Source organism: Bacillus coahuilensis m4-4 (assembly GCF_000171615.1).
In the GTDB taxonomy this organism is placed as follows: Bacteria; Bacillota; Bacilli; order Bacillales; family Bacillaceae_K; genus Bacillus_T; species Bacillus_T coahuilensis.
In genome coordinates this window covers 2,501-22,414 of the sequence record NZ_ABFU01000013.3, presented here as the reverse complement: position 1 = coordinate 22,414, position 19,914 = coordinate 2,501, and the positions used below count along the sequence as shown (strand labels likewise).

23 protein-coding genes, 2 rRNA genes, 2 pseudogenes and 3 riboswitches (1 of these 30 running past the window's edge) are annotated in these 19,914 nt (G+C 41.4%); of the genes and pseudogenes, 6 read left to right on the top strand and 21 right to left on the bottom strand.

The features are described from left to right. Positions 1 to 26 precede the first annotated feature (26 nt). The 5 genes from purB to M44_RS02715 form a co-directional block, all read right to left on the bottom strand. Positions 27 to 1,325 (bottom strand): adenylosuccinate lyase, encoded by a 1,299-nt coding sequence (purB, locus tag M44_RS02735; RefSeq protein ID WP_010170670.1) that lies wholly within the window; start codon positions 1,323 to 1,325, stop codon positions 27 to 29. A 2-nt stretch (positions 1,326 to 1,327) separates the two neighbouring features. Further along, complete coding sequence (gene purK / locus M44_RS02730) at positions 1,328 to 2,479, bottom strand: 5-(carboxyamino)imidazole ribonucleotide synthase (RefSeq protein ID WP_040365307.1); 1,152 nt, start codon at positions 2,477 to 2,479, stop codon at positions 1,328 to 1,330. Beyond that, entirely contained in the window at positions 2,463 to 2,954 is a 492-nt protein-coding gene (purE, locus tag M44_RS02725) for a 5-(carboxyamino)imidazole ribonucleotide mutase (RefSeq protein WP_010170668.1), read from the bottom strand. The genes purK and purE overlap by 17 nt, the downstream gene beginning before the upstream one ends. 109 nt (positions 2,955 to 3,063) lie before the next feature. Then, positions 3,064 to 3,165, bottom strand: a riboswitch (purine riboswitch). 87 nt (positions 3,166 to 3,252) lie between these two features. Then, positions 3,253 to 3,447 (bottom strand): NETI motif-containing protein, encoded by a 195-nt coding sequence (locus M44_RS02720; RefSeq protein ID WP_010170667.1) that lies wholly within the window; start codon positions 3,445 to 3,447, stop codon positions 3,253 to 3,255. A gap of 4 nt (positions 3,448 to 3,451) precedes the next feature. Next, positions 3,452 to 3,991: a DUF2179 domain-containing protein gene (locus M44_RS02715; protein WP_162013634.1), complete on the bottom strand. Its 540-nt coding sequence runs from the start codon at positions 3,989 to 3,991 to the stop codon at positions 3,452 to 3,454. 140 nt (positions 3,992 to 4,131) lie between these two features. Between M44_RS02715 and M44_RS27280 the strand changes: the two genes are divergently transcribed. From M44_RS27280 to M44_RS02690, 5 genes are read left to right on the top strand one after another with little or no spacing between them, the layout of a single operon-like run. Then, positions 4,132 to 4,281 (top strand): hypothetical protein, encoded by a 150-nt coding sequence (locus tag M44_RS27280; protein ID WP_010170665.1) that lies wholly within the window; start codon positions 4,132 to 4,134, stop codon positions 4,279 to 4,281. Then, on the top strand, positions 4,271 to 4,729 hold the full coding sequence (locus M44_RS02705) for a phosphatase PAP2 family protein (RefSeq protein WP_237705191.1): 459 nt from the start codon (positions 4,271 to 4,273) through the stop codon (positions 4,727 to 4,729). Before M44_RS27280 ends, M44_RS02705 begins: the two co-directional genes overlap by 11 nt. Continuing rightward, positions 4,722 to 4,880 (top strand): DUF8096 family protein, encoded by a 159-nt coding sequence (locus tag M44_RS27275; RefSeq protein WP_010170663.1) that lies wholly within the window; start codon positions 4,722 to 4,724, stop codon positions 4,878 to 4,880. Before M44_RS02705 ends, M44_RS27275 begins: the two co-directional genes overlap by 8 nt. Further along, positions 4,873 to 6,423, top strand: coding sequence for a bifunctional metallophosphatase/5'-nucleotidase (locus tag M44_RS02695; RefSeq protein WP_010170662.1), 1,551 nt, complete (start codon positions 4,873 to 4,875; stop codon positions 6,421 to 6,423). Before M44_RS27275 ends, M44_RS02695 begins: the two co-directional genes overlap by 8 nt. Continuing rightward, positions 6,395 to 6,955 carry an SGNH/GDSL hydrolase family protein gene (locus tag M44_RS02690; protein ID WP_010170661.1) on the top strand — a complete coding sequence of 187 codons (561 nt, stop codon included), beginning with the start codon at positions 6,395 to 6,397 and terminating at the stop codon, positions 6,953 to 6,955. Before M44_RS02695 ends, M44_RS02690 begins: the two co-directional genes overlap by 29 nt. 406 nt (positions 6,956 to 7,361) lie before the next feature. On the opposite strand, the pseudogene M44_RS19825 reads toward M44_RS02690, so the two are convergent. The 7 genes and pseudogenes from M44_RS19825 to M44_RS02645 form a co-directional block, all read right to left on the bottom strand. Next, positions 7,362 to 8,653, bottom strand: a pseudogene (locus M44_RS19825) (NCS2 family permease). Between the two features lie 73 nt (positions 8,654 to 8,726). Continuing rightward, a riboswitch (purine riboswitch) is annotated at positions 8,727 to 8,828 on the bottom strand. Between the two features lie 224 nt (positions 8,829 to 9,052). Further along, positions 9,053 to 9,496: a hypothetical protein gene (locus tag M44_RS02675; protein WP_010170657.1), complete on the bottom strand. Its 444-nt coding sequence runs from the start codon at positions 9,494 to 9,496 to the stop codon at positions 9,053 to 9,055. Between the two features lie 328 nt (positions 9,497 to 9,824). Beyond that, positions 9,825 to 11,156 (bottom strand): diaminopimelate decarboxylase, encoded by a 1,332-nt coding sequence (gene lysA, locus M44_RS02665; protein ID WP_420167087.1) that lies wholly within the window; start codon positions 11,154 to 11,156, stop codon positions 9,825 to 9,827. Positions 11,157 to 11,311: 155 nt separating this feature from the next. Then, positions 11,312 to 11,489, bottom strand: a riboswitch (Lysine riboswitch). A 49-nt stretch (positions 11,490 to 11,538) separates the two neighbouring features. Continuing rightward, entirely contained in the window at positions 11,539 to 11,835 is a 297-nt protein-coding gene (locus M44_RS26720; protein WP_010170654.1) for a GNAT family N-acetyltransferase, read from the bottom strand. Further along, positions 11,828 to 12,079 (bottom strand): hypothetical protein, encoded by a 252-nt coding sequence (locus M44_RS26715; protein ID WP_010170653.1) that lies wholly within the window; start codon positions 12,077 to 12,079, stop codon positions 11,828 to 11,830. Before M44_RS26715 ends, M44_RS26720 begins: the two co-directional genes overlap by 8 nt. 336 nt (positions 12,080 to 12,415) lie before the next feature. Beyond that, positions 12,416 to 12,781, bottom strand: coding sequence for a hypothetical protein (locus M44_RS02650; RefSeq protein ID WP_010170651.1), 366 nt, complete (start codon positions 12,779 to 12,781; stop codon positions 12,416 to 12,418). A gap of 82 nt (positions 12,782 to 12,863) precedes the next feature. Next, positions 12,864 to 13,166, bottom strand: a complete 303-nt coding sequence (locus tag M44_RS02645; protein ID WP_010170650.1) for a hypothetical protein — start codon at positions 13,164 to 13,166, stop codon at positions 12,864 to 12,866. 214 nt (positions 13,167 to 13,380) lie between these two features. Between M44_RS02645 and M44_RS02640 the strand changes: the two genes are divergently transcribed. Continuing rightward, complete coding sequence (locus M44_RS02640; RefSeq protein ID WP_029326695.1) at positions 13,381 to 13,614, top strand: hypothetical protein; 234 nt, start codon at positions 13,381 to 13,383, stop codon at positions 13,612 to 13,614. A 180-nt stretch (positions 13,615 to 13,794) separates the two neighbouring features. On the opposite strand, the pseudogene M44_RS19815 reads toward M44_RS02640, so the two are convergent. From M44_RS19815 to M44_RS02595, 9 genes and pseudogenes are all read right to left on the bottom strand, one after another. Next, positions 13,795 to 14,353, bottom strand: a pseudogene (locus M44_RS19815) (DNA topology modulation protein). Then, on the bottom strand, positions 14,350 to 14,793 hold the full coding sequence (locus M44_RS02630; RefSeq protein WP_010170647.1) for an HIT family protein: 444 nt from the start codon (positions 14,791 to 14,793) through the stop codon (positions 14,350 to 14,352). Before M44_RS02630 ends, M44_RS19815 begins: the two are co-directional and overlap by 4 nt. 187 nt (positions 14,794 to 14,980) lie before the next feature. After that, positions 14,981 to 15,394, bottom strand: a complete 414-nt coding sequence (locus tag M44_RS02625) for a hypothetical protein (RefSeq protein WP_010170646.1) — start codon at positions 15,392 to 15,394, stop codon at positions 14,981 to 14,983. 7 nt (positions 15,395 to 15,401) lie between these two features. Further along, entirely contained in the window at positions 15,402 to 15,941 is a 540-nt protein-coding gene (locus M44_RS02620; protein WP_010170645.1) for a LytTR family DNA-binding domain-containing protein, read from the bottom strand. Then, positions 15,913 to 16,596, bottom strand: a complete 684-nt coding sequence (locus M44_RS02615; RefSeq protein WP_010170644.1) for a carbon-nitrogen hydrolase family protein — start codon at positions 16,594 to 16,596, stop codon at positions 15,913 to 15,915. Before M44_RS02615 ends, M44_RS02620 begins: the two co-directional genes overlap by 29 nt. Positions 16,597 to 16,609: 13 nt before the next feature. Beyond that, complete coding sequence (locus tag M44_RS02610) at positions 16,610 to 17,416, bottom strand: hypothetical protein (protein WP_010170643.1); 807 nt, start codon at positions 17,414 to 17,416, stop codon at positions 16,610 to 16,612. Between the two features lie 226 nt (positions 17,417 to 17,642). After that, on the bottom strand, positions 17,643 to 18,029 hold the full coding sequence (locus M44_RS02605) for a hypothetical protein (RefSeq protein ID WP_010170642.1): 387 nt from the start codon (positions 18,027 to 18,029) through the stop codon (positions 17,643 to 17,645). 168 nt (positions 18,030 to 18,197) lie between these two features. Further along, a 5S ribosomal RNA gene (rrf, locus tag M44_RS02600) occupies positions 18,198 to 18,313 on the bottom strand. A gap of 83 nt (positions 18,314 to 18,396) precedes the next feature. Beyond that, positions 18,397 to 19,914, bottom strand: a 23S ribosomal RNA gene (locus M44_RS02595); it runs 1,410 nt beyond the window's last position.

Genomic DNA, 19,914 nt, shown 5'->3' with positions numbered 1-19,914 from the left:
CCTCACCCTATGAAGTTTTTTGATAGCTACTCGATTAATCCTACGCGTTTGAAGATGGTATCCACATGCTGAAGGTGGTAACGGTAATCAAAACAATCATCTATATCGCTTGCAGATAAAAGAGATTGAATCTTCTCATCTTGTTCTACAAGTGTACGGAAATGAACTTGATCTTCCCATGCTTGCATCGCAAGGGGTTGAACAGTGTCATATGCTTCCTCACGTACAAGGCCTTTATCAATAAGAGCTAAGAGAACACGCTGAGAGTAAATTAACCCTAATGTTCTATCCATGTTGCGCTTCATATTTTCTGGGAAAACAGTTAAGTTCTTCACGATATTCCCAAAACGATTCAGCATATAATTCAGAGCAATGGTCGCATCTGGAAGAATGACACGCTCAGCTGATGAATGAGAAATATCACGCTCATGCCATAAAGGAACATTCTCATACGATGTTTGCATATATCCTCTAATTAAACGAGCCATACCGGTCATATTCTCTGATCCAATAGGATTCCGTTTATGCGGCATGGCACTTGAGCCTTTTTGCCCTTTCGCAAAAAACTCTTCCACTTCACGCGTTTCAGACTTTTGCAACCCACGAACTTCTACGGCAAACTTTTCAATACTTGTTGCAATTAAGGCTAGCGTGCTCATATAGTGTGCATGACGATCGCGCTGTAAGGTTTGAGTGGATACAGGAGCTGCTTGTAATCCAAGCTTTTCACACACATACTGCTCAACGAAAGGATCAATATTGGCGTACGTTCCAACTGCTCCTGAAATTTTCCCAAACTCAATACCAGTGGCTGCATCTTTAAAGCGGTCCAGATTACGCTTCATCTCTTCATACCATAGTGCAAGCTTTAACCCAAATGTAGTAGGCTCTGCATGGACCCCGTGTGTACGTCCCATCATCACCGTGTCTTTATGCTCAACCGCCTTTTGTTTAATAATGTCAATAAAGCGCTCAAGATCCCCTAGTAAAATTTCATTGGCTTGTTTTAATACATACGATAACGCTGTATCTACTACATCTGTAGACGTTAATCCGTAGTGAACCCACTTCCGCTCTTCACCTAAGGTCTCTGACACCGCACGTGTAAAAGCAACGACATCATGACGCGTTTCTTCTTCGATTTCCTTAATTCGATCGATGTTGAAGCTTGCGTTCTCTCTTAGTCTAGCTACATCTTCTTTTGGAATATCTCCAAGTTCTGCCCATGCTTCACATGCTAGAATTTCTACTTCTAACCATGCCTGAAATCGATTCTCATCAGTCCAAATCTTGCCCATTTCAGGACGTGTATAACGTTCAATCATTATTATCCCTCCATAACCTTCTGCATTGTCCAAATCCCTGTATCATCTATCCTTTTAAGTTCTGCAGCTAGATCTTCTGTCAATAGCGTCATATGCCCCATCTTTCTTCCCTTTCTCACTTGGTCTTTCCCGTAAAAATGAATAGACCAACTTGGAGAAGTCGGAATATGGTGTAAAACTCCTTCCATATGTTCGCCTAAAATATTCGTCATGATGGCAGGACTTAAAAGCTCTGTCGAACCTAATGGCCACCCACAAATGGCGCGAATATGTTGGTGAAATTGTGAAACCACGCAAGCCTCTATAGTGTAATGACCTGAATTATGTGGCCTTGGAGCTAGTTCATTCACAAACACTTCACCTGATGACGTGACAAACATTTCGACCGCTAACGTCCCAACAAGCTCAAGTTCAGTCGCAATCCTTTTTGCATAGGAAATGGCTTTATCCTTCACTTGTTCACTCGTTCTAGCCGGCACAATTGTTTGATGTAGAATATGATCCTTGTGGATATTTTCTCCAATTGGAAATAGGGTAGTCTCTCCATCTGTCCCTCTTGTAATAATGACGGAAATCTCCTTTTCAAAATCAATCCAATTCTCTAGCACACATGGTCCAAAGTGTAACAAATCTTCACTATTCTTTATATCATCCCATTGTCTAATGACTAGTTGACCTTTCCCATCATAACCACCTGTTGCCGTTTTTAACACGACTGGATAGGACACGCCATTTATATTACCATAAATTTCTTCTACAGAATGAATAACAGAATAGGGTACTAATGGGACCCCTGCTTCCGCTATGCGGCGTTTTTCTTCAATACGATTTTGCGTAACCCGAATCATGTTAGCTCCTTGAGGTAAGTATGCATGTTCTTCTAACCAATCAAGAGCATCCGCATCGATGTTTTCAAATTCGTACGTGATGACGTCGCATAATTCTTTTAGTTGGGATAACCCTTCTTGATGATGGTATCCCCTTTTAATATGATGATCAGCTACTTGAGCCGCGGGACAATCATGAGATGGGTCTAGAACGCAAATTCTGTATCCTGCCTCTTTGGCTGCAAGCGCCATCATTCTCCCTAATTGTCCCCCTCCAATAATCCCAATGGTGCTGCCTGGTGGAATGAATTTAGTAGACAAGCTCATCACTACTTTCCGCGACGGCTGTTCTCATGGTTTCTCTATATGTATCTAATAAGCTAGCAATCTCTTCATGGAAGCTACCTAGCATTTGGACAGCTAATAATCCTGCATTTTTTGCTCCAGCTTTCCCTATGGCTACTGTAGCTACAGGTATTCCCCCTGGCATTTGAACAATGGATAGGAGAGAATCCAGTCCATTTAACGCTTTGGATTGAACCGGTACACCTATGACGGGAAGTGTCGTTTGACTCGCTACCATACCAGGTAAATGAGCAGCCCCACCCGCACCAGCAATAATCACTTTGATTCCTCGCTCACGAGCTGTTTTACTATAGGTGAACATTTCATCTGGTGTGCGGTGAGCAGACACCACTTTTTTCTCGTATGGAATATGAAATTCATCTAGCACCTTACAGGCTTCTTGCATCGTATCCCAATCGGATGTACTTCCCATAATTACTCCCACTAGCGAACTCATGCATTTCCCCCCTTGTTGGTCAATAATAAAAAACCCTTAGATGTCTTCTTTCTAATACGAGAGAAAGTAAGATACCTAAGGGGTATAATACAGCAAAAAATGCCGTGCGCCCTGCGCTACTTTCCCTCATAGTCCAGTCATTTACGGTAACTGGGTAGAAACTTATGGGCCCTATTCCCATGGATATATGAGGGTATTTAATTACGTACTTCATTTGCACCTACATCATAACAGGCAGCAATTTAACTTGTCAACAAAAATCGAACATTAATATGGTTGTATAAACGAATGTTCGTGTTTAATCCGAAATTTTCCGACCTTCAAAGATAATTTTCGAAGAAATAGGCTCATAACCCTTTAAACCGTTATGCAAAACTTCTTTAAAGATGGGTTTCTCCATTCGTCTTACAGGAATGTAGCCTTCCTTTTTCATTCGGTCTAAGCATTGATCAATCGTTTCATTCGGTAGCACTTCAAAGTTCTTTTTACTCATACTTTCAACTTTCCTCTTCGTACATTTTTACCCAGAACCCGCCATGTATCGCTTTTGGCTCATACGTCATGATGAACGCTTTAGGGTCTAGCTCTTTTATTGTATCATAGAGCTTTAGTTCATATTTCCGTGGTGTTAAAATTTGTAGCGCCATTCGGTCTCCTTCAAGTCCATTTGCAGCCCAGTTCGTCACACCGTATCCAAGCTCCCTTAATTCTTTTGGTAAATTACGATCATATTCCTTCGTAATCACATTGACTGTAATATAGCCGAGAGCTAACTTCTCTTCTATCTTCATTCCAACAATGACACCAATACCATATCCAACCGCATAGGCGACAAGATTTTGGATTTCATTCAAATTATCCAACACAAGCCCAAGTCCTACTACATAGATGACAACCTCGATCATACTAACGAACGCCGCTACATATCGATATCCTTTTAACGTTAAAATCATCCTAATGGTAAAAAAGGAGACATAGACAATGTTAATCAAAAGAATAATAACTACCATTAATAAGCCGTTATCTAGCAAACTCATCGCTCCTTTCTAAAACAAAATATAAGTCTTTATTGTACTAGAATTCCCTTTTATTTTTAAGTCAAAAGGGAAATTTAGAATTTTTTATTACTTTTTCTTCCTAAATTTTACTATAATCGATTATGAAAGGAGGAGAATCCTTGAAAGCTAGTTCCATTATTCTATCCAGCATTGTATTTATATTTCTTGCCTTTATCGTATCAGATTCTCCTTTTCTGTGGGATGAGTCTATTGCCTCTTTTCTTTTGTCCCATCAATGGGTAACATTTTTTGTATTTTATGGGTTCTAGTCTATTTATAGGCGGTACAGGCATTGCTCTTATTCTTTATGTATGGTGGAAACAAAAAAACTACAGAAGAGTGACCTATATGGTTTCTTCCCTTGCCGTAGGCTATTATGCATATAAGGGATTAAAAGTGGTAATAGGAAGAGATCGCCCCATCGGAGCACTAGATGATGGGTACAGTTTTCCTAGTGGACATAGTACAATGAGTTTTATTCTATTCTTTTTAATTTGTTATATCGTATCGACAGAGCTTAAAAGAAAAGACATTAGAATTTTATTATATAGTGCCTGTTCGTTACTCGTCCTCTTTGTGGGAATGAGTCGACTTGTACACGGGGATCATTACGCTAGTGATGTGTTAGGAGGCTATCTTGTTGGTTATATTGTAACAGGTACTCTATTCCTCTTTTATCAGAAATGGGAAAGCGTTAGGAGTGAAGAAAGTGGATAACGAAGAAAAAGAAGTGATTGTGTATTATAAAGATGAGCCAGATGAACATAGTGGCCGATGTGAATGCGGTAATAATAAGTTTAAGTCGCGGATGGAAGACGGGAAATTTTATCGCAAATGCCAGAATTGCGGAAAAGTAAAAATTGTCTAAACACCCTCTGGCAGAGAACACAAGGAAGAGCATAACGATCCTGTTAACCAGCGACTTACATGGTCAAATTGCTTATGAAACAGAAGAAACCACCCAAGGTTTCGTTCGTACTGCCAGCTACATCGCTTCAAAACAACAAGAAGGCTCTCTACTCCTTATCGACAATGGTGATTTTCTACAAGGAAATCACCTATCTACCTTTTACTATCAAAATAAAATGCAGCATACCCACCCCATAATTGAAGTGATGAACCTCCTCAAATACGACGGGGCGGTCTTAGGTAACCACGAATTTGATTTTAGCCTAGACTACTTAAAGCAAAACGAACAAGCATCTGACTTCCCTTGGCTTGCGGCTAATGTGGTCCATAGAGACTCAGGTACCCCCTTCTTCGGTGAGCCCTATTTTATTAAAACATTTCACAATGGTGTAAGTGTTGCTGTACTGGGACTTACCCATCATCATACTCCATTTTGGACGAACATAGATGCGCGTATTCAATTTCTTGATCCTGTTACATGTGCCAAAGAGTGGGTAAAGAAACTACAGGATACTGAAGCTCCAGACATCATCGTCCTTGCCTATCACGGGGGACTTAGTGAAGAAGGACTAACTGGCAATGCAGGTATTCGACTCTGCCAAGAGGTCCCAGGATTTCACGTACTCTTAACAGGGCATGAGCACTACACATTAGTCGAGAAACATCACGGAGTAACAATTGTTCAACCTGGAAGTCACGGTGGGTTTGTTGGGGAAATATGTGTAGAACTAAGTGGAACAACGGTACACTCCTCTGCCACGGTAATAGATGGCCAACAAGAAAGCATCCATTCCGAAACCTTCCATTTATATAAAAGTCGGAATCAAAAAGTGTCCTACTGGTTGGACAGTACAGTGGGTACTTTGCATGCACCCCTTCTTATTACGAACCATTTAGAAGCGTGTACTCGCCCACATCCATATGTTCAATTTCTTCACGATGTGCAAAAATCAGCCATGAAAACAAAGCTATCTGTTGCGGCCATTTTTCACGAAGATACGTATGGACTTCCAAAACAAATTAAAGTCAAACATATCCTTCATAATTACAGCTACAGGAACCGATTAGTGGTAAAAGAGATAACGGGACATGCGATTAAACAGGCACTAGAACGATCGGCGACATATTTTATATGGAAGGATTCCAAGCTGACTCTATCCAGGCATTTCCCTCATTATCTATATGATATGTGGGATGGCCTTACCTACGAAATTGATCCAAGAAAAGAAACAGGTCATCGCATCAAGATTCACTCCATTCTCGGCGAACCATTTGCTCCCGATAAACAATACGAGGTGACCATGAGTGAATACCGAGCGCTGGGGAGTAATGGCTATGAAATGCTTGCCAGTGGTCGAACGGTTCGAGAAAGCACCAAGGATATGGCCTCTCTTATAATGGACTTTATTAAAAATCATCCTAATTACAAACCAATGATTCATTATTCCTTTAATATACGAGGTGAAGAGACAAATGAAACGTGTCATTTTAATGGGAGATAGTATTACGGCAGAAAACACGTTTGTTGAAAAACTAGACGAGAAAATACCAAGGGGTGCGGTGAAGTGGATTAACGAAGGGATTCCTGGAGAGAATACAAACGGTGGAGCTGAAAGGATTACCGATGTACTCAAGATAGGCTTTGATGCCATCGTAATCTTGTTTGGTGCCAATGATGCAGCCATTCATAAAACAGTCGAACTGGCAGTTTACGAGAGGAATATCAGAAGAATGATTGAAGAGATGACTAATTCCTCTAACTGCCTAGTCGTTCTACTCCCCCCTCTTCCTGTAGACGAAGAGCAACAGCATGCAAGAAGAAACGCCACATTGGCAAGATACGGTGGTGTGGTTCGCCGACTTTCCGCCGAATATGGTGCTACGTTTGTTCCTTTGTTCGATTTGTGGATGACCGACCCCGTATCGCTGCGAAGACGATTGTATGTAGATGATGGGCTACACTTGTCAGAGCTTGGCTATGAACGATTGGCCAGTGATGTTGGTTCCACTTTAAGGAGATTGTTGAGGCTGTGAGGTTTCTTGCTGAGGTAGCAAGAGGCGTCTCGGCCTTTTTAGTTTTTTGGGTAGAGCTTGTGGTATTTCGTTTGGAGTTTTGGCGCGGACGGATTTTTTTCTTATGGCGCTTAGTTGGGGATACCTTGCGTCTGGGTGAGGGTGGTTTGCGTTTGGAAGCACTGAACTCGCGTCTAGAAGCACTCGACACGCGCCAAAATCTAACTTACCTGTGCTTTCCTTTTCCAACTTGGTGGCGCGGACGGCACGACAGTCAATTTCCAGCAATACATCTCTCCTCCGCGCTCAGTTCCCCGCCAGCACCCCAAAAGGTCTCTCTAACTTCTTTCTCCCTGAATCTAACCCCAACAAATCGAAAAAAACAGAAGCAGATCCTTCTACTTCTGTTCCCTCCTTCACTATTCTTTTACATTAAAATAAAATATCCCACAAATACAATCGCAAGAGTGTACATGATTGGATGAACCGTGCGAAAATCTTTTTTTGCTATCATACAGATTGGGTACAAGATAAATCCTACAGCGATCCCAGTTGCAATGCTGAACGTTAATGGCATCATCAGGATTGTCATGAATGCTGGGATAAAGCTTTCAAGCTTGTCCCATGAGATATGACGAACCTCAGTTGCCATTAGGGCACCGACAATAATAAGAGCAGGTGCGGTTACCTCGCTTGTGACAACGCTTAGTAACGGGGAGAAGAACATCGCAATAAAGAAACAGATAGAAATAACGATGGACGTAAATCCTGTCCGTCCTCCTGCTGCAATACCTGCAGAAGACTCCACCATGGAAGCCGTTGTGGATGTTCCTAAGACTGAACCTACTACCGCAGAAGTGGAATCAGCAAGTAGAGCTTTCCCTGCATTTGGAATTTCATTATCTTTCATTAAACCTGCTTGGCTCGCTACTGCAATAAGAGCCCCTGCTGTGTCAAAGAAGGCTACAAATAAAAAGGTAAAGATCACCGTCATAACATCTAGGGTAAATATGTTCGGCAAGTAGTCAAACACCACTCCAAAGGTTGGTGCTAAGCTTGGTACTTCCCCAACAACAGCCTTCGGCGGGTTAATCATACCTGTTAACATACCAATAATAGTCGTAATGACGATACCGTAGAAGATTCCTCCACGAACACCTTTTACCATAAGAAATACGGTAATGAGCAGTCCTACGACAGCAAGGATTGTGGGTTGCGCTGTAATATTTCCTATGCTAACAAAAGTGGCTTCGTTTCCGACGATGATGCCGGCATTTTTTAGTCCGATAAACGAGATAAAAAATCCAATTCCTGCAGCAATGGCAAATTTTAAATCCTTCGGTATCACATTTATAATTTTTTCTCGTATTTTTAACACGCTTAAAATCATAAATAAAACACCAGCGATAAAGACAGCTGTTAGGGCTGTTTGCCACGGGATCCCCATTCCGATACAAACTCCGTACGTGAAAAGGAGTTAAGACCCATACTGGGCGCTATCCCAATTGGATAATTTGCTAGGAATCCTATTAATAAAGAACCAACAATCGCTGATAATGCAGTCGCTGTAAAGACCGCTCCCTGATCCATACCGGATTCACTTAATATAATGGGGTTAACAATTAGAATATACGCAAGTGATAAAAACGTCGTAATTCCTGCTAGTGTTTCTTGTTTGTAAGACGTCTGACGTTCTTGAAATTGAAAAAAGTTCCTCATCTTTTATTTCCCTCCTGATGTCGTACTTGAAGAACTACCATCATTTGAATAAAAGGAAAATAAAAAAGGAAGAACCTTATTTTATAATCCTTGTAGACAAACTATTTAAGGTAGTTTGGTAGAGACGCTCGAGCCATATTCTCGTGCATATACAAGGTGTAGATTATGAAGTTAATAGAGAGTATCTTACCACCCACAACTAAGAGGGTCAATAGTACAGAAAAAATAATAGTATTCCGAGAAGTCAGACTTATTTTATCAGAAATTGATTACATTCTTTTATCATATACTCCATAAAACGAAGTGTATCATGTCTTCTTTTTAAAGCAGAAGAATACAACGAATGAGGGATTCCATTTCTAATTCTCAATGCCTCTAAAAATTTAATCAAACGTTTGTTTAAATGGTTTTATGGATTTCCTGCTCAATGTAAGTTGAAAGAGAACGGACATTTGCATAGTTTCTACCATAATCTACAATAGTGGTGGGAAGGAACGGAGTACTTTGAATAGTTATGCTTAACTCTTCTTCCTTGGCTTCAAGTATATGAATGGTAACATTTTCTCCCCATGTCATAAGGCTCATTCGTGTTTTTGCTACTAGCAGTCCATTCTCTTTTTCTTGCTGAACTATATTTACCCTATGTAATTGATTGAAAGAGGACAGGCAAATTTGATACACATCTTCGTAATTCAATTGTACTTGAATTTCACATTTTTGTTTTACAGAATGTGTAAATGATCCCCCCTCTTTCCTAGTAGTGACTAAATGCATTATCCCTAGTAGTAACGTCATTAAAGACCCGAAGAAAATTCCTGTATAAACACCCAGTTTAAAATACAAAAAAGATAATCCACATAGCCAAACCAAATGGGATTGATGTCAATAAAAATACTAGAACAATCTTCTTCAACACAACAACCCCTTTCATATAAGTTGACACCCTCAAGAAATTCCCTATAACTACCATATCATATAGATTCCTAATGTGGGTGTCCTTTGGATGTACTTCGTTAAATATCATCTCTTAGTATAGATGTCTAGTACTATCTTTAATGAACAAATTCTAAATAGGAACTTATGTATATTTTTAAATCCTGCTTTACGATAGTGAAGTAGCTTTCCTTGCAAAAAACAAAGCGCTCAGGGCATCCCGAGCGCTAATAATGAGTTATTGACTTTTAACAACTGCCTTCACACCATGATGCAAAACATCATTTCTCACCAAGTCTCTATATGATTCACGTCTAATGACTAAGCGAGACTCTCCTTCTTTCACAAACACAACGGCCGGTCTTGGGGTGCGGTTGTAGTTATTCGCCATACTATACCCGTAAGCTCCCGTACTGAATACAGCAAGTGTGTCTCCCATCCGAACCGGTGGAAGGGCGATGTCCCAAATGAGCATATCCCCTGATTCACATGCCTTCCCTGCAATGCTGACGACTTCCGTTCGTTCTTCATTTGCACGGTTAGCTAAAAGGGCATCATAGCGAGCTTTATATAAAGCAGGACGTAAGTTGTCGGTCATGCCTCCATCAATCGCTACATATTTACGAATTCCTGGTAGGTTCTTTTGTGTTCCTATTTTATAAAGAGTGGTTCCGGCCTCTGCTACAATACTCCGACCTGGCTCAACCCAGATTTCTGGCGTAGGATAGCACAGTTGGCCGAATGAAAATTTGACCGCTTCTGTAATGCTTTTTACATACTCACGGATTGGTAACGGTTCATCTTCTTCCGTGTAACGAACTCCGAAGCCGCCCCCTACGTTTAAGACACTCATAACAACATCTGATTCTTCATGCACTTCTTGTAAGAAGCGTGCCAGCACTTCAATTGCATACTGGAAGCCCTCTGTCTCAAAGATTTGCGATCCAATGTGTGAGTGGACACCAAGGAGATGAAAATATGGTTTTTGAAGGGCTAGCTGTACGCCTAGCTTCCCTTGACCGTTTCCAACATCAAAACCAAACTTAGAGTCTTCCTGACCTGTCATAATATAATCATGGGTATGGGCTTCTACACCAGGCGTGACACGTAAAAGGATATTCACCTTCTGCTCGCGTTCTGCCGCAAGCTCATGCAATAATTCTAATTCAATAAAATTATCCACTACAAAGCAGCCTATCCCTGCATCAATGCCCATCTCTAACTCTTCTACTGACTTATTGTTTCCGTGAAAGTGAATGCGCTCTACTGGAAATCCTGCTTGTAAGGCTGTATATAACTCTCCTCCAGAGACAACGTCTAGACTCATTCCTTCTTCTTTTACTAGACGAACCATGTCCATGCAAAGAAATGCTTTCCCCGCGTAGGCCACTTGATAGGTTAATCCACTTTGATCAAACGTTTGTTTAAATTCACGGCAATTTTGACGAATTACTGTTTCGTTATAGACCATAAGAGGTGTTCCGTATTGTTTCACAAGCTCTGTTGACGTCACACCATCGATTTCTAGTACACCCTGCTGATTCATTCTATGATTCGATTGTACATTCACCATTATCACCCTCCAATTTATTCTATTTCTCCTCTGGCTATTGAAAAGTATGGGGTCTATGAAAATAACAAAAAACCCGTATGAAGTGATGTTCATACGGGCTTAATCACAAGAACAACCGTTAAGGTGTTCATATCAGATTAAAGTATTAACATCTCCTCAATAGTTCTCCACAAATGATCGATTTGTGACAGTACAGCATCTCTTAAATGCTGTCCCAACAAAAAGTAGTAGGGCTACTTTTCATTTCGGCAAGTATGCCTTTTGCTCATAATCACAGGGCCCATAACCCTCCTATGAGTGACTCATCATACTCGCACCTCTATTCTAAGAGAGAGAATATTTACTTGTAAGTGTTGTTACAAAACTAACATACTCCTACTTACATGTCAAGGAACTGGAAGTAACTTGACGTGTTCCCTTCTAGCCTTCTTTTATATCTCAACACAGGAACCTCATTATGCTCATTCTCCACTTCTTCTGAATCAAAAACAAAGCCTTTCTTCTCGTAAAATGGAATCCCCAACGCGTTCCCTTTCGCAACTGACACCCATTGCTCTTTAGCACCAAAAGCTCGTTGTTGGTCAGTGAGTACCTCTAAAATTTGAGATCCAATCCCTTCACTACGGCGGTCTGGATCCATATACAGAACGTATATTTCAGCAGAGGATTCACTCACTAACCCGCCACCACCCGCACCAATAACGGTCTCCATCCATTGCTACAAAATAGCCACCCCACTCTTTTGATGGAGCCCCTACCTCCTGTAGCACTCGTTTTTCATGATAATAGGTGTCGATCACTTTCTGGATATACTCTTCTGAATAAATGCTCTTGTATGTGTTCCAGTTCGCTCTCGTACACACATCCACAATGCCAGGCACTTCTCGTTCCGTAGCTTGTTTGATCGTCACCTGTTTCATACTGTATCACCTTCCCCTCGTCACCTTATGGAACTTACGCTTTCCTACCCCAATTATTACATCCAGCTCAAATGTGATGTGATGTTGAAAGTCTTGGACTTGATTCTTCCTAGAAAGATTTTGGCATCTCTTGGGTGAAGCACCCCATTTTCTAAATCCCGATCCATTGCCTGTTCTTCTAAGGAAAGGTCGGTGACCAGGTGAACGTACTTGGATAGTAATGTATCTGGAATTGACATCGTTTTTCCGAACATTTCATTAGGAGAATCTACGTCCCCAATGTAGGTAGAATTTTTATAGTTTTAAAGGAAAACCTTTTCCAAATCAATCCTTTTTTTATTCACCTGGAATAAATCCGATTCCTTCTTTTGTTTCTGGATCCACTAATACAACCGGTGATGCTGTAATAGAGGGATCATCTAGTGACACATGATACACTTCTTCTCCGAGGTACTTAGTATCTTTTACTATGGCAGTGTCTTCTACTATATCGATTGTAATCGTTGCAGAATTCCAATCTCCGCTCGTATTCCATCCTGCTTTCAAAAGGTATTGCTCCGCAACATCTCTTATCACATCGTACTCAACTGATTGTTCTGACGAGTTTTTATCTGCTTCAATTTCTTGAGTATTTTCGCACGCTACCATTAAACCGAATGTAATCATGGCTAATAGGATAAGTTTCAAAGATGACTTCTTCATGTTCATTACTCCTCTACCTGTATTCCCCTTATATTTTACCAAAGATTCCGTCTATTTTACATAATGTTTGTCATTTCAACAGTTATATAACGGGAGATACACTTTTTTTATTTCTGAAGATAAAGGCTCCTTGAATGATAAAGATGAGAAGAACAAGTATCCAAATCGTTGTTCGATACGTTTCAAAGTGAAGAACCTGTATGTACTTGTGATAGGACTCAAGCAGCAGCCATCCAATCGGGAATATTGGAGCAGACCATACATAGGAACGATGGAGTAACGCCTTTCCTTCTTCACTTTTCCCAGCCTTCCCCCACGTGAATTTTAACGAGATGTAGAGGGAAAATAGAAATAGCGGAACTAGCAGCAGACCAATGACTAACATCTTCCTTCCTCCTTTTTTATTTTTCTTTTCATTACATGTAACATTTTAACAATCTATTCGTCTATGTATAGGAGAAGAAGGTATAATGAAGGAATAATAATATTTGGAAGACATGGTATGTTGTTAGCTTAATAGGACTAAGCGGATGCTCTTGGGATGTTATCTCTGGTGACTGGGATCCTCCAAGAGAAAGACCTAATGTTTTAGAGTGGAAATGCAATATGGATTGCATGGCACCCAAAGCTTGGATACCAAAACGGGTCTGGTTGTACATGGAAGACATTTTGAAGAAAAGATGGATTTAAAAATAGACTTGTTGAATCAAATCTATGAAAAAGCGTTGGAGGAAGAGATGCTTGAAAATAAGACAATTCCCTCTAATGAAGATTGTAAAGTGGACCACTTCAGCTATTACCACGTAACTATAGTTGCAGATAACTGCTTTTGAAGTAAAGCTAGTATTCTATTTAAATAGTTGATTTTCAATTATTATAACAGGTTCCCTTAAGATTATTCGGCCAAACCAAAGCTTAAATTAGACAATTTCTTCTTATTATTTTATGTTAAAGGAAACCTGGATTGATCCTCCCATCAATATCGTACTGTAATACTGTCCATCCAATAAAAGCTACTGTTGATGTATACTTATATTCACAATTCCACCTCTATTGAAAATCTCTTTTATACTGTATCTAAAAAGCCTTGAACCTCTTTTTTGTCTTTTTAATACATAAATGTTTTTATCCTTCTCATATTCCAAAAGCTTCTTTATTAAATGAGGCTTCTTATCACGGGGAAATCTCCACACCCATTTCACGAACTCTAAATCCAGCCGCTCGTTGCAGCCTTCTCTCATATCAGGTCGTGTTTGATTGTGATAGTGAAATCTTCTTTTTATGACTCGGTACACACAGAGATACGCAGGTAAATCGATGAAAATGATGGTATCCGCTGCTTGTAAGCGAATATCCATTGTGGCCGAATAATTCCCGTCGATTACCCAAGATTCCTTCTCTACTAGCTCCGATTGGATGGCACGTTGTTCTTCCCTTGTCGATAATACCCAATTTGGCTTCCATAACAAGCTATCCAAATGATAAACGGGGATGTTCAATGTCTGACCGAGCTGTCTAGCAAACGTCGACTTTCCCGCCTCCCCCTGAACCAATCAACATGATTTTGTTCATTTTACACCTACTTCACAATGTAATATGGCCTTGACCAGCTTATCTTTAGTTTCTAATAACCTAGTAGAATTTGCTGCTGCCTCTTCCGTATCCTCCATATAAAATTCGGCAAAATCCTGTCCCTTACATCGTGGTACCACATGCATATGAAAATGAGTTAGCTCATCAAACGAACCCCCATTTTGGCAAATGGTGATTCCGTCTGGCTCAAATGCCTGGTGAACACCCGCCGAAATCAACTGTACTGCCCCCATTACTTCCATTAATGCTGTCTCATCCATCTCATGAAGGTACCTCACATGCTTCTTCGGTAAAATCAAAACATGGCCATCATTAAACGGTAGATGATCTAAAAAGCAAGACACATAGTCATTTTCCCAGATCATATGGACAGGCTCTTCTTTATTCACTAGTCTACAGCCAAAACAAGTTTCTTTCATCGTAATTTCCCTCCAATTGTAGTAGTAGTTTAAAAGTGTAGTTCCAATTATTTCAAATACTGAAGGTACAAGCAATCTTTTTTTCTAATTAAAATAAGCGCTCACTCAAGGAGAATGGAGCAAATTGGTCATACTATAATTTACTCATAAAAAAGCATGAGGCTAGAAGCTTCGTGCGGACCGAACACTATTCTTTCCCAAGTTTTTTTCTCTCTAAAAAAACATGATACACTTGAACCCGCTTATCTAATTGATAGATAAACGGCAAAGAAATCAACAGAATAACCATCCCATATAAGTAGAATCCAATCTCTTTCACTATCACCCAACCTCCAAAATAAAGGTTTCCTACTAAATAAACGAAGAAAATAAACAAGGCCGTACCCCCATATTTTACCCAGAAGGAATACTCCCTGCTAGACAACACATTTACATGTAAAAGAAACGATCCTACGCAAGAAATCACTGCAATGAGAATACTAACTACATAACTCTCCATGCTTGAAAACAACGGCTCTCCTAAAATGAGCAATGCACTCACTCGTATGAAAACCCCTAGAATCACCGATAACACTAACGCTTCTAGAAAATATTTCTTCATAACAGACCTACCTCATTCCTAAAAACTCTTTAAAATGTCCCACGTAATTTTTAGACACTTCGACTTCTTTTTTGGACTGGTCAAACTTAAGTAGTAATCTGCGGTTGAACCATGGGATAATTTTCACAACCCTATCAATATTTACGATAAACGATCGGTTCACCTTAATATATCGGTCACTCGGTAATCGATCTTCTAGTTGATACAGCTTTTCTTTTACACGGTATTCCTCCGATGCCGTGTGGCAGACCACTGTCAAATCAGTGGCTTTAAAGTAGAGGACTTGCTCGTGATCAACCACATAAAATTCCTCGTTGTACATCCCAACGACCTTGGATGATGATGCACTCCCTGTAAACGATTGAAGTAAATCCACGAGCTCCTCCAACTGATCCATACGGAACACAATACATGGAAGGAACTCTTCATGAAGTCCCTCTTCCACCCCATATAGATCCGCCTTCTTATATACTTCTATCCCGATGGAATGAATTTTCTCTAACACCGTTTCCCGGTTCTCATTCGTACACACAAGACCTAGTTTCATAGGAACTCCTTTTAGTCTTCGCCATTTTCTCTCTTACTAAAAAGAGAGAGAAAAACGTAATCAATACTATTATTATAGTACAAGCCCATAAATATTTCCCCCACAGAGAATAAAGTGTGGCACTACCTTCTGTTGGTACATACCCTCTCATGACCCAGTGACCTGTTGTGAAGTAATCCATTTTGGCAAGCACACGTCCTCGATCATCGGTTATTAAGGACAACCCGTTCATGGTTTGTGTAACGACACTTGCACCGTTTTCCACCCCTCGAAGTGTTCCGACTATTGTATGATACGGTGAAATCTCCCTCCAATCAGCTGAAGGAATAAATAAAATATCAATATCCTTCTCTCCTACTTGATCTACAACAGCAGGAAAATCCTTATCCCAGCATATAATCCCAGAAATCCGTCCATACTCGGTATCAACATAGTGAATCGTTCCATCTCCTAATACCGTATTCTCTACCATGTTCCCACCATACTTATAATGCTCTAATGCCACTTCCCCAGAAGTGTCTATTATATATAAAACATTTTCATTCTGAGCGTCTTCTCCTGTAAATATATACGGGACCGTAAGAATGTACACACCCCACTCTTTGGCTACTTCACCAAGACGCTCCAGGTACAATGTCTTTTGAGACACATCCATCACAATGGCCCCTTCAGAATGATGAATAATCTTCGCCCCTGCCCCGTGCCTCCTCTGTGGTCAGTTCAATGAGCTCATCCATCCGTTCTTCACTCTTCTGTAAAAAGTCATTCAAATCCTTTTCATGGAGATTATAGATCTCCAGCACCTCTGCATCATTTCGATCAACGGTATGAATTCCTGAAGTAAGCACTGTAGGAGCATCTGACGCTACACTCCCTCGCAAGCCACCTCCTATAACAATGGCTAACATCGCAGTCAGCAACACTCCGATAACGATCCGTTTCGATTGTCGCTTCCCAGCTAAACTTAGCCAATAGACAATCGATGCTGTCCACATAATGATAAATGGGATACCCGTCACTCCCACTACGGACGCTACTTGCAATATAGGTAAATTCCCATGCTGAGAATAGCCCAAAAGACCAAACGTTCCATATGGATTAATATATTTATTCGCATAATCTACTAATGCATACGTACTCGGCAGTATCAGTGTGGCTATAAACCTATGAGATTTTTGAAATGCAATCTTTTGAAGGATAAACGGAATCGCGTAAAGAAACCCTGCCATGGCTGGGATATATTCAAAGAATGGAATCGGCAAGCTTGGAAGCATACCATGAAAGCTAAGTTGATTACTTACAGCTGTCACCACACCGAGAGCGACCACCGCAACTTTCCAATTCCATTCTTTTATCGCAAACAAAAACAACACCGGAAATACCCATGCTGCCGACGCCAATAAAAACTTCCCATTACTTAACACCATTAATATACCGCCAAGAACCAATAACCCTAAAGAACCATATTTCTTCATATATCTCTCTTCTTTCCATCTTTAGAATCAGGTAGATAAAAAGGGATGCTGCCGCATTATTATACCGTCAGAAGGGTCGACACAAGAGGTAAGAAGGACATAAAGGGATATAAAAAAAGCTGCTATATAAGCAACTCTACTCTAGATCTCTGCTATGTTGGATAGGGTAAAAGACAATAGGAACCGTAGCGATAAACTTTTCCGTGAGAACTCTAATACAACTAACCTATTGTTGAGTAATCTCTCTCATTCTTTCGGTTTTCTCTTTATCTAAAACATAATAGGAGCCGTACGGATGATGAATAACCGATGACCCATCCTCCTGGAACCAAACAAACGTAACATCCACGCCCGTATGTTCTTCTGGTCTATCTACTTTAAAGGTCATATCAGCTGTAAAATCCTCTCCAGGTGAAGTTGCTTCTACGTTTACACCATCTAATAAGACCCGTAGCTCTTCAATCAGTTCAGCGTCTTTTACTTCTACCTCATATTCGACACCTTCCTGGCCGTCATCTTTAAACGGAGTACCTATTTTAAGAACTTCTCTAGGCCCACAAGCAGCCAACATAAAAAATAGTACAAATACACCAAACAGTCGTTTAGCTTTCATACGTCCTCCCAACTTTCCACATGATATTACATACAATTATTTCAAATAAAATATATAGTTACAATATATATTTTCAAAATATTAAAAATAAATAAGTAGCATGCTTCGAATCAGTCTGCTGTATAAAAAAAAACAGCCTATCTCTAAAGATAGACTGTTTTATCAGTTGCACGGCGACGTCCTACTCTCACAGGGGGAAGCCCCCAACTACCATCGGCGCTGAAGAGCTTAACTTCCGTGTTCGGTATGGGAACGGGTGTGACCTCTTCGCTATTGCCACCATACATATTCAGTTTGACAGTACGTTGTACTCTCAAAACTAGATAAAGTTCATGAAGATACGTTGAATATCGTGTGTTAGATTATTTTGGTTAAGTCCTCGACCGATTAGTATTCGTCAGCTCCATATGTCACCATACTTCCACCTCGAACCTATCAACCTGATCATCTTTCAGGGGTCTTACTTCAAAGAAAGAGAAATCTCATCTTGAGGGGGGCTTCATGCTTAGATGCTTTCAGCACTTATCCCTTCCGCACATAGCTACCCAGCGATGCCTTTGGCAAGACAACTGGTACACCAGCGGTGCGTCCATCCCGGTCCTCTCGTACTAAGGACAGCTCCTCTCAAATTTCTTACGCCCACGACGGATAGGGACCGAACTGTCTCACGACGTTCTGAACCCAGCTCGCGTACCGCTTTAATGGGCGAACAGCCCAACCCTTGGGACCGACTACAGCCCCAGGATGCGATGAGCCGACATCGAGGTGCCAAACCTCCCCGTCGATGTGGACTCTTGGGGGAGATAAGCCTGTTATCCCCGGGGTAGCTTTTATCCGTTGAGCGATGGCCCTTCCATGCGGAACCACCGGATCACTAAGCCCGACTTTCGTCCCTGCTCGACTTGTAGGTCTCGCAGTCAAGCTCCCTTGTGCCTTTACACTCTACGAATGATTTCCAACCATTCTGAGGGAACCTTTGGGCGCCTCCGTTACCTTTTAGGAGGCGACCGCCCCAGTCAAACTGCCCACCTGACACTGTCTCCCACCCGGATCACGGGTGTGGGTTAGAATGTCAACACAGCCAGGGTAGTATCCCACCAGCGCCTCCACCGAAGCTGGCGCTCCGGTTTCTATGGCTCCTACCTATCCTGTACAAGCTGTGCCAAAATTCAATATCAGGCTACAGTAAAGCTCCACGGGGTCTTTCCGTCCTGTCGCGGGTAACCTGCATCTTCACAGGTACTATAATTTCACCGAGTCTCTCGTTGAGACAGTGCCCAGATCGTTACGCCTTTCGTGCGGGTCGGAACTTACCCGACAAGGAATTTCGCTACCTTAGGACCGTTATAGTTACGGCCGCCGTTTACTGGGGCTTCGGTTCGCACCTTCGCTTGCGCTAAGCACTCCCCTTAACCTTCCAGCACCGGGCAGGCGTCAGCCCCTATACGTCACCTTACGGTTTTGCAGAGACCTGTGTTTTTGCTAAACAGTCGCCTGGGCCTATTCACTGCGGCTTCTCGGGGCTATTCACCCTAAGAAGCACCCCTTCTCCCGAAGTTACGGGGTCATTTTGCCGAGTTCCTTAACGAGAGTTCTCTCGATCACCTTAGGATTCTCTCCTCGCCTACCTGTGTCGGTTTGCGGTACGGGCACCTTCTTCCTCGCTAGAAGCTTTTCTTGGCAGTGTGGAATCAAGAACTTCGGGACATTTCCCTCGCCATCACAGCTCCGCCTTCACGATGATGGGATTTGCCTCATCATCAGCCTAACTGCTTGGACGCGCATAACCAGCAGCGCGCTTACTCTATCCTCCTGCGTCCCTCCATTGCTCAAACGGAAGAGAGGTGGTACAGGAATATCAACCTGTTGTCCATCGCCTACGCCT

Excerpts from the sequence above, each read along its gene's own strand:
- M44_RS02690 (WP_010170661.1), top strand. The coding sequence starts at position 6,395 with ATGAAACGTGTCATTTTAATGGGAGATAGTATTACGGCAGAAAACACG.
- purB (WP_010170670.1), bottom strand. The coding sequence starts at position 1,325 with ATGATTGAACGTTATACACGTCCTGAAATGGGCAAGATTTGGACTGAT.
- M44_RS02720 (WP_010170667.1), bottom strand. The coding sequence starts at position 3,447 with ATGAGTAAAAAGAACTTTGAAGTGCTACCGAATGAAACGATTGATCAA.
- M44_RS02610 (WP_010170643.1), bottom strand. The coding sequence starts at position 17,416 with ATGAAGAAATATGGTTCTTTAGGGTTATTGGTTCTTGGCGGTATATTA.
- M44_RS02630 (WP_010170647.1), bottom strand. The coding sequence starts at position 14,793 with ATGAAAGAAACTTGTTTTGGCTGTAGACTAGTGAATAAAGAAGAGCCT.
- M44_RS02705 (WP_237705191.1), top strand. The coding sequence starts at position 4,271 with ATGGGTTCTAGTCTATTTATAGGCGGTACAGGCATTGCTCTTATTCTT.
- purE (WP_010170668.1), bottom strand. The coding sequence starts at position 2,954 with ATGAGTTCGCTAGTGGGAGTAATTATGGGAAGTACATCCGATTGGGAT.
- M44_RS02625 (WP_010170646.1), bottom strand. The coding sequence starts at position 15,394 with ATGAAGAAATATTTTCTAGAAGCGTTAGTGTTATCGGTGATTCTAGGG.
- M44_RS02645 (WP_010170650.1), bottom strand. The coding sequence starts at position 13,166 with ATGTTAGTCATTGGTCTGCTGCTAGTTCCGCTATTTCTATTTTCCCTC.
- M44_RS02605 (WP_010170642.1), bottom strand. The coding sequence starts at position 18,029 with ATGAAAGCTAAACGACTGTTTGGTGTATTTGTACTATTTTTTATGTTG.
- M44_RS02650 (WP_010170651.1), bottom strand. The coding sequence starts at position 12,781 with ATGAAGAAGTCATCTTTGAAACTTATCCTATTAGCCATGATTACATTC.
- M44_RS26715 (WP_010170653.1), bottom strand. The coding sequence starts at position 12,079 with ATGAAACAGGTGACGATCAAACAAGCTACGGAACGAGAAGTGCCTGGC.
- M44_RS02715 (WP_162013634.1), bottom strand. The coding sequence starts at position 3,991 with ATGAGTTTGCTAGATAACGGCTTATTAATGGTAGTTATTATTCTTTTG.
- purK (WP_040365307.1), bottom strand. The coding sequence starts at position 2,479 with ATGAGCTTGTCTACTAAATTCATTCCACCAGGCAGCACCATTGGGATT.
- M44_RS02615 (WP_010170644.1), bottom strand. The coding sequence starts at position 16,596 with ATGGATGTGTCTCAAAAGACATTGTACCTGGAGCGTCTTGGTGAAGTA.
- M44_RS02620 (WP_010170645.1), bottom strand. The coding sequence starts at position 15,941 with ATGAAACTAGGTCTTGTGTGTACGAATGAGAACCGGGAAACGGTGTTA.
- M44_RS02640 (WP_029326695.1), top strand. The coding sequence starts at position 13,381 with ATGCAATATGGATTGCATGGCACCCAAAGCTTGGATACCAAAACGGGT.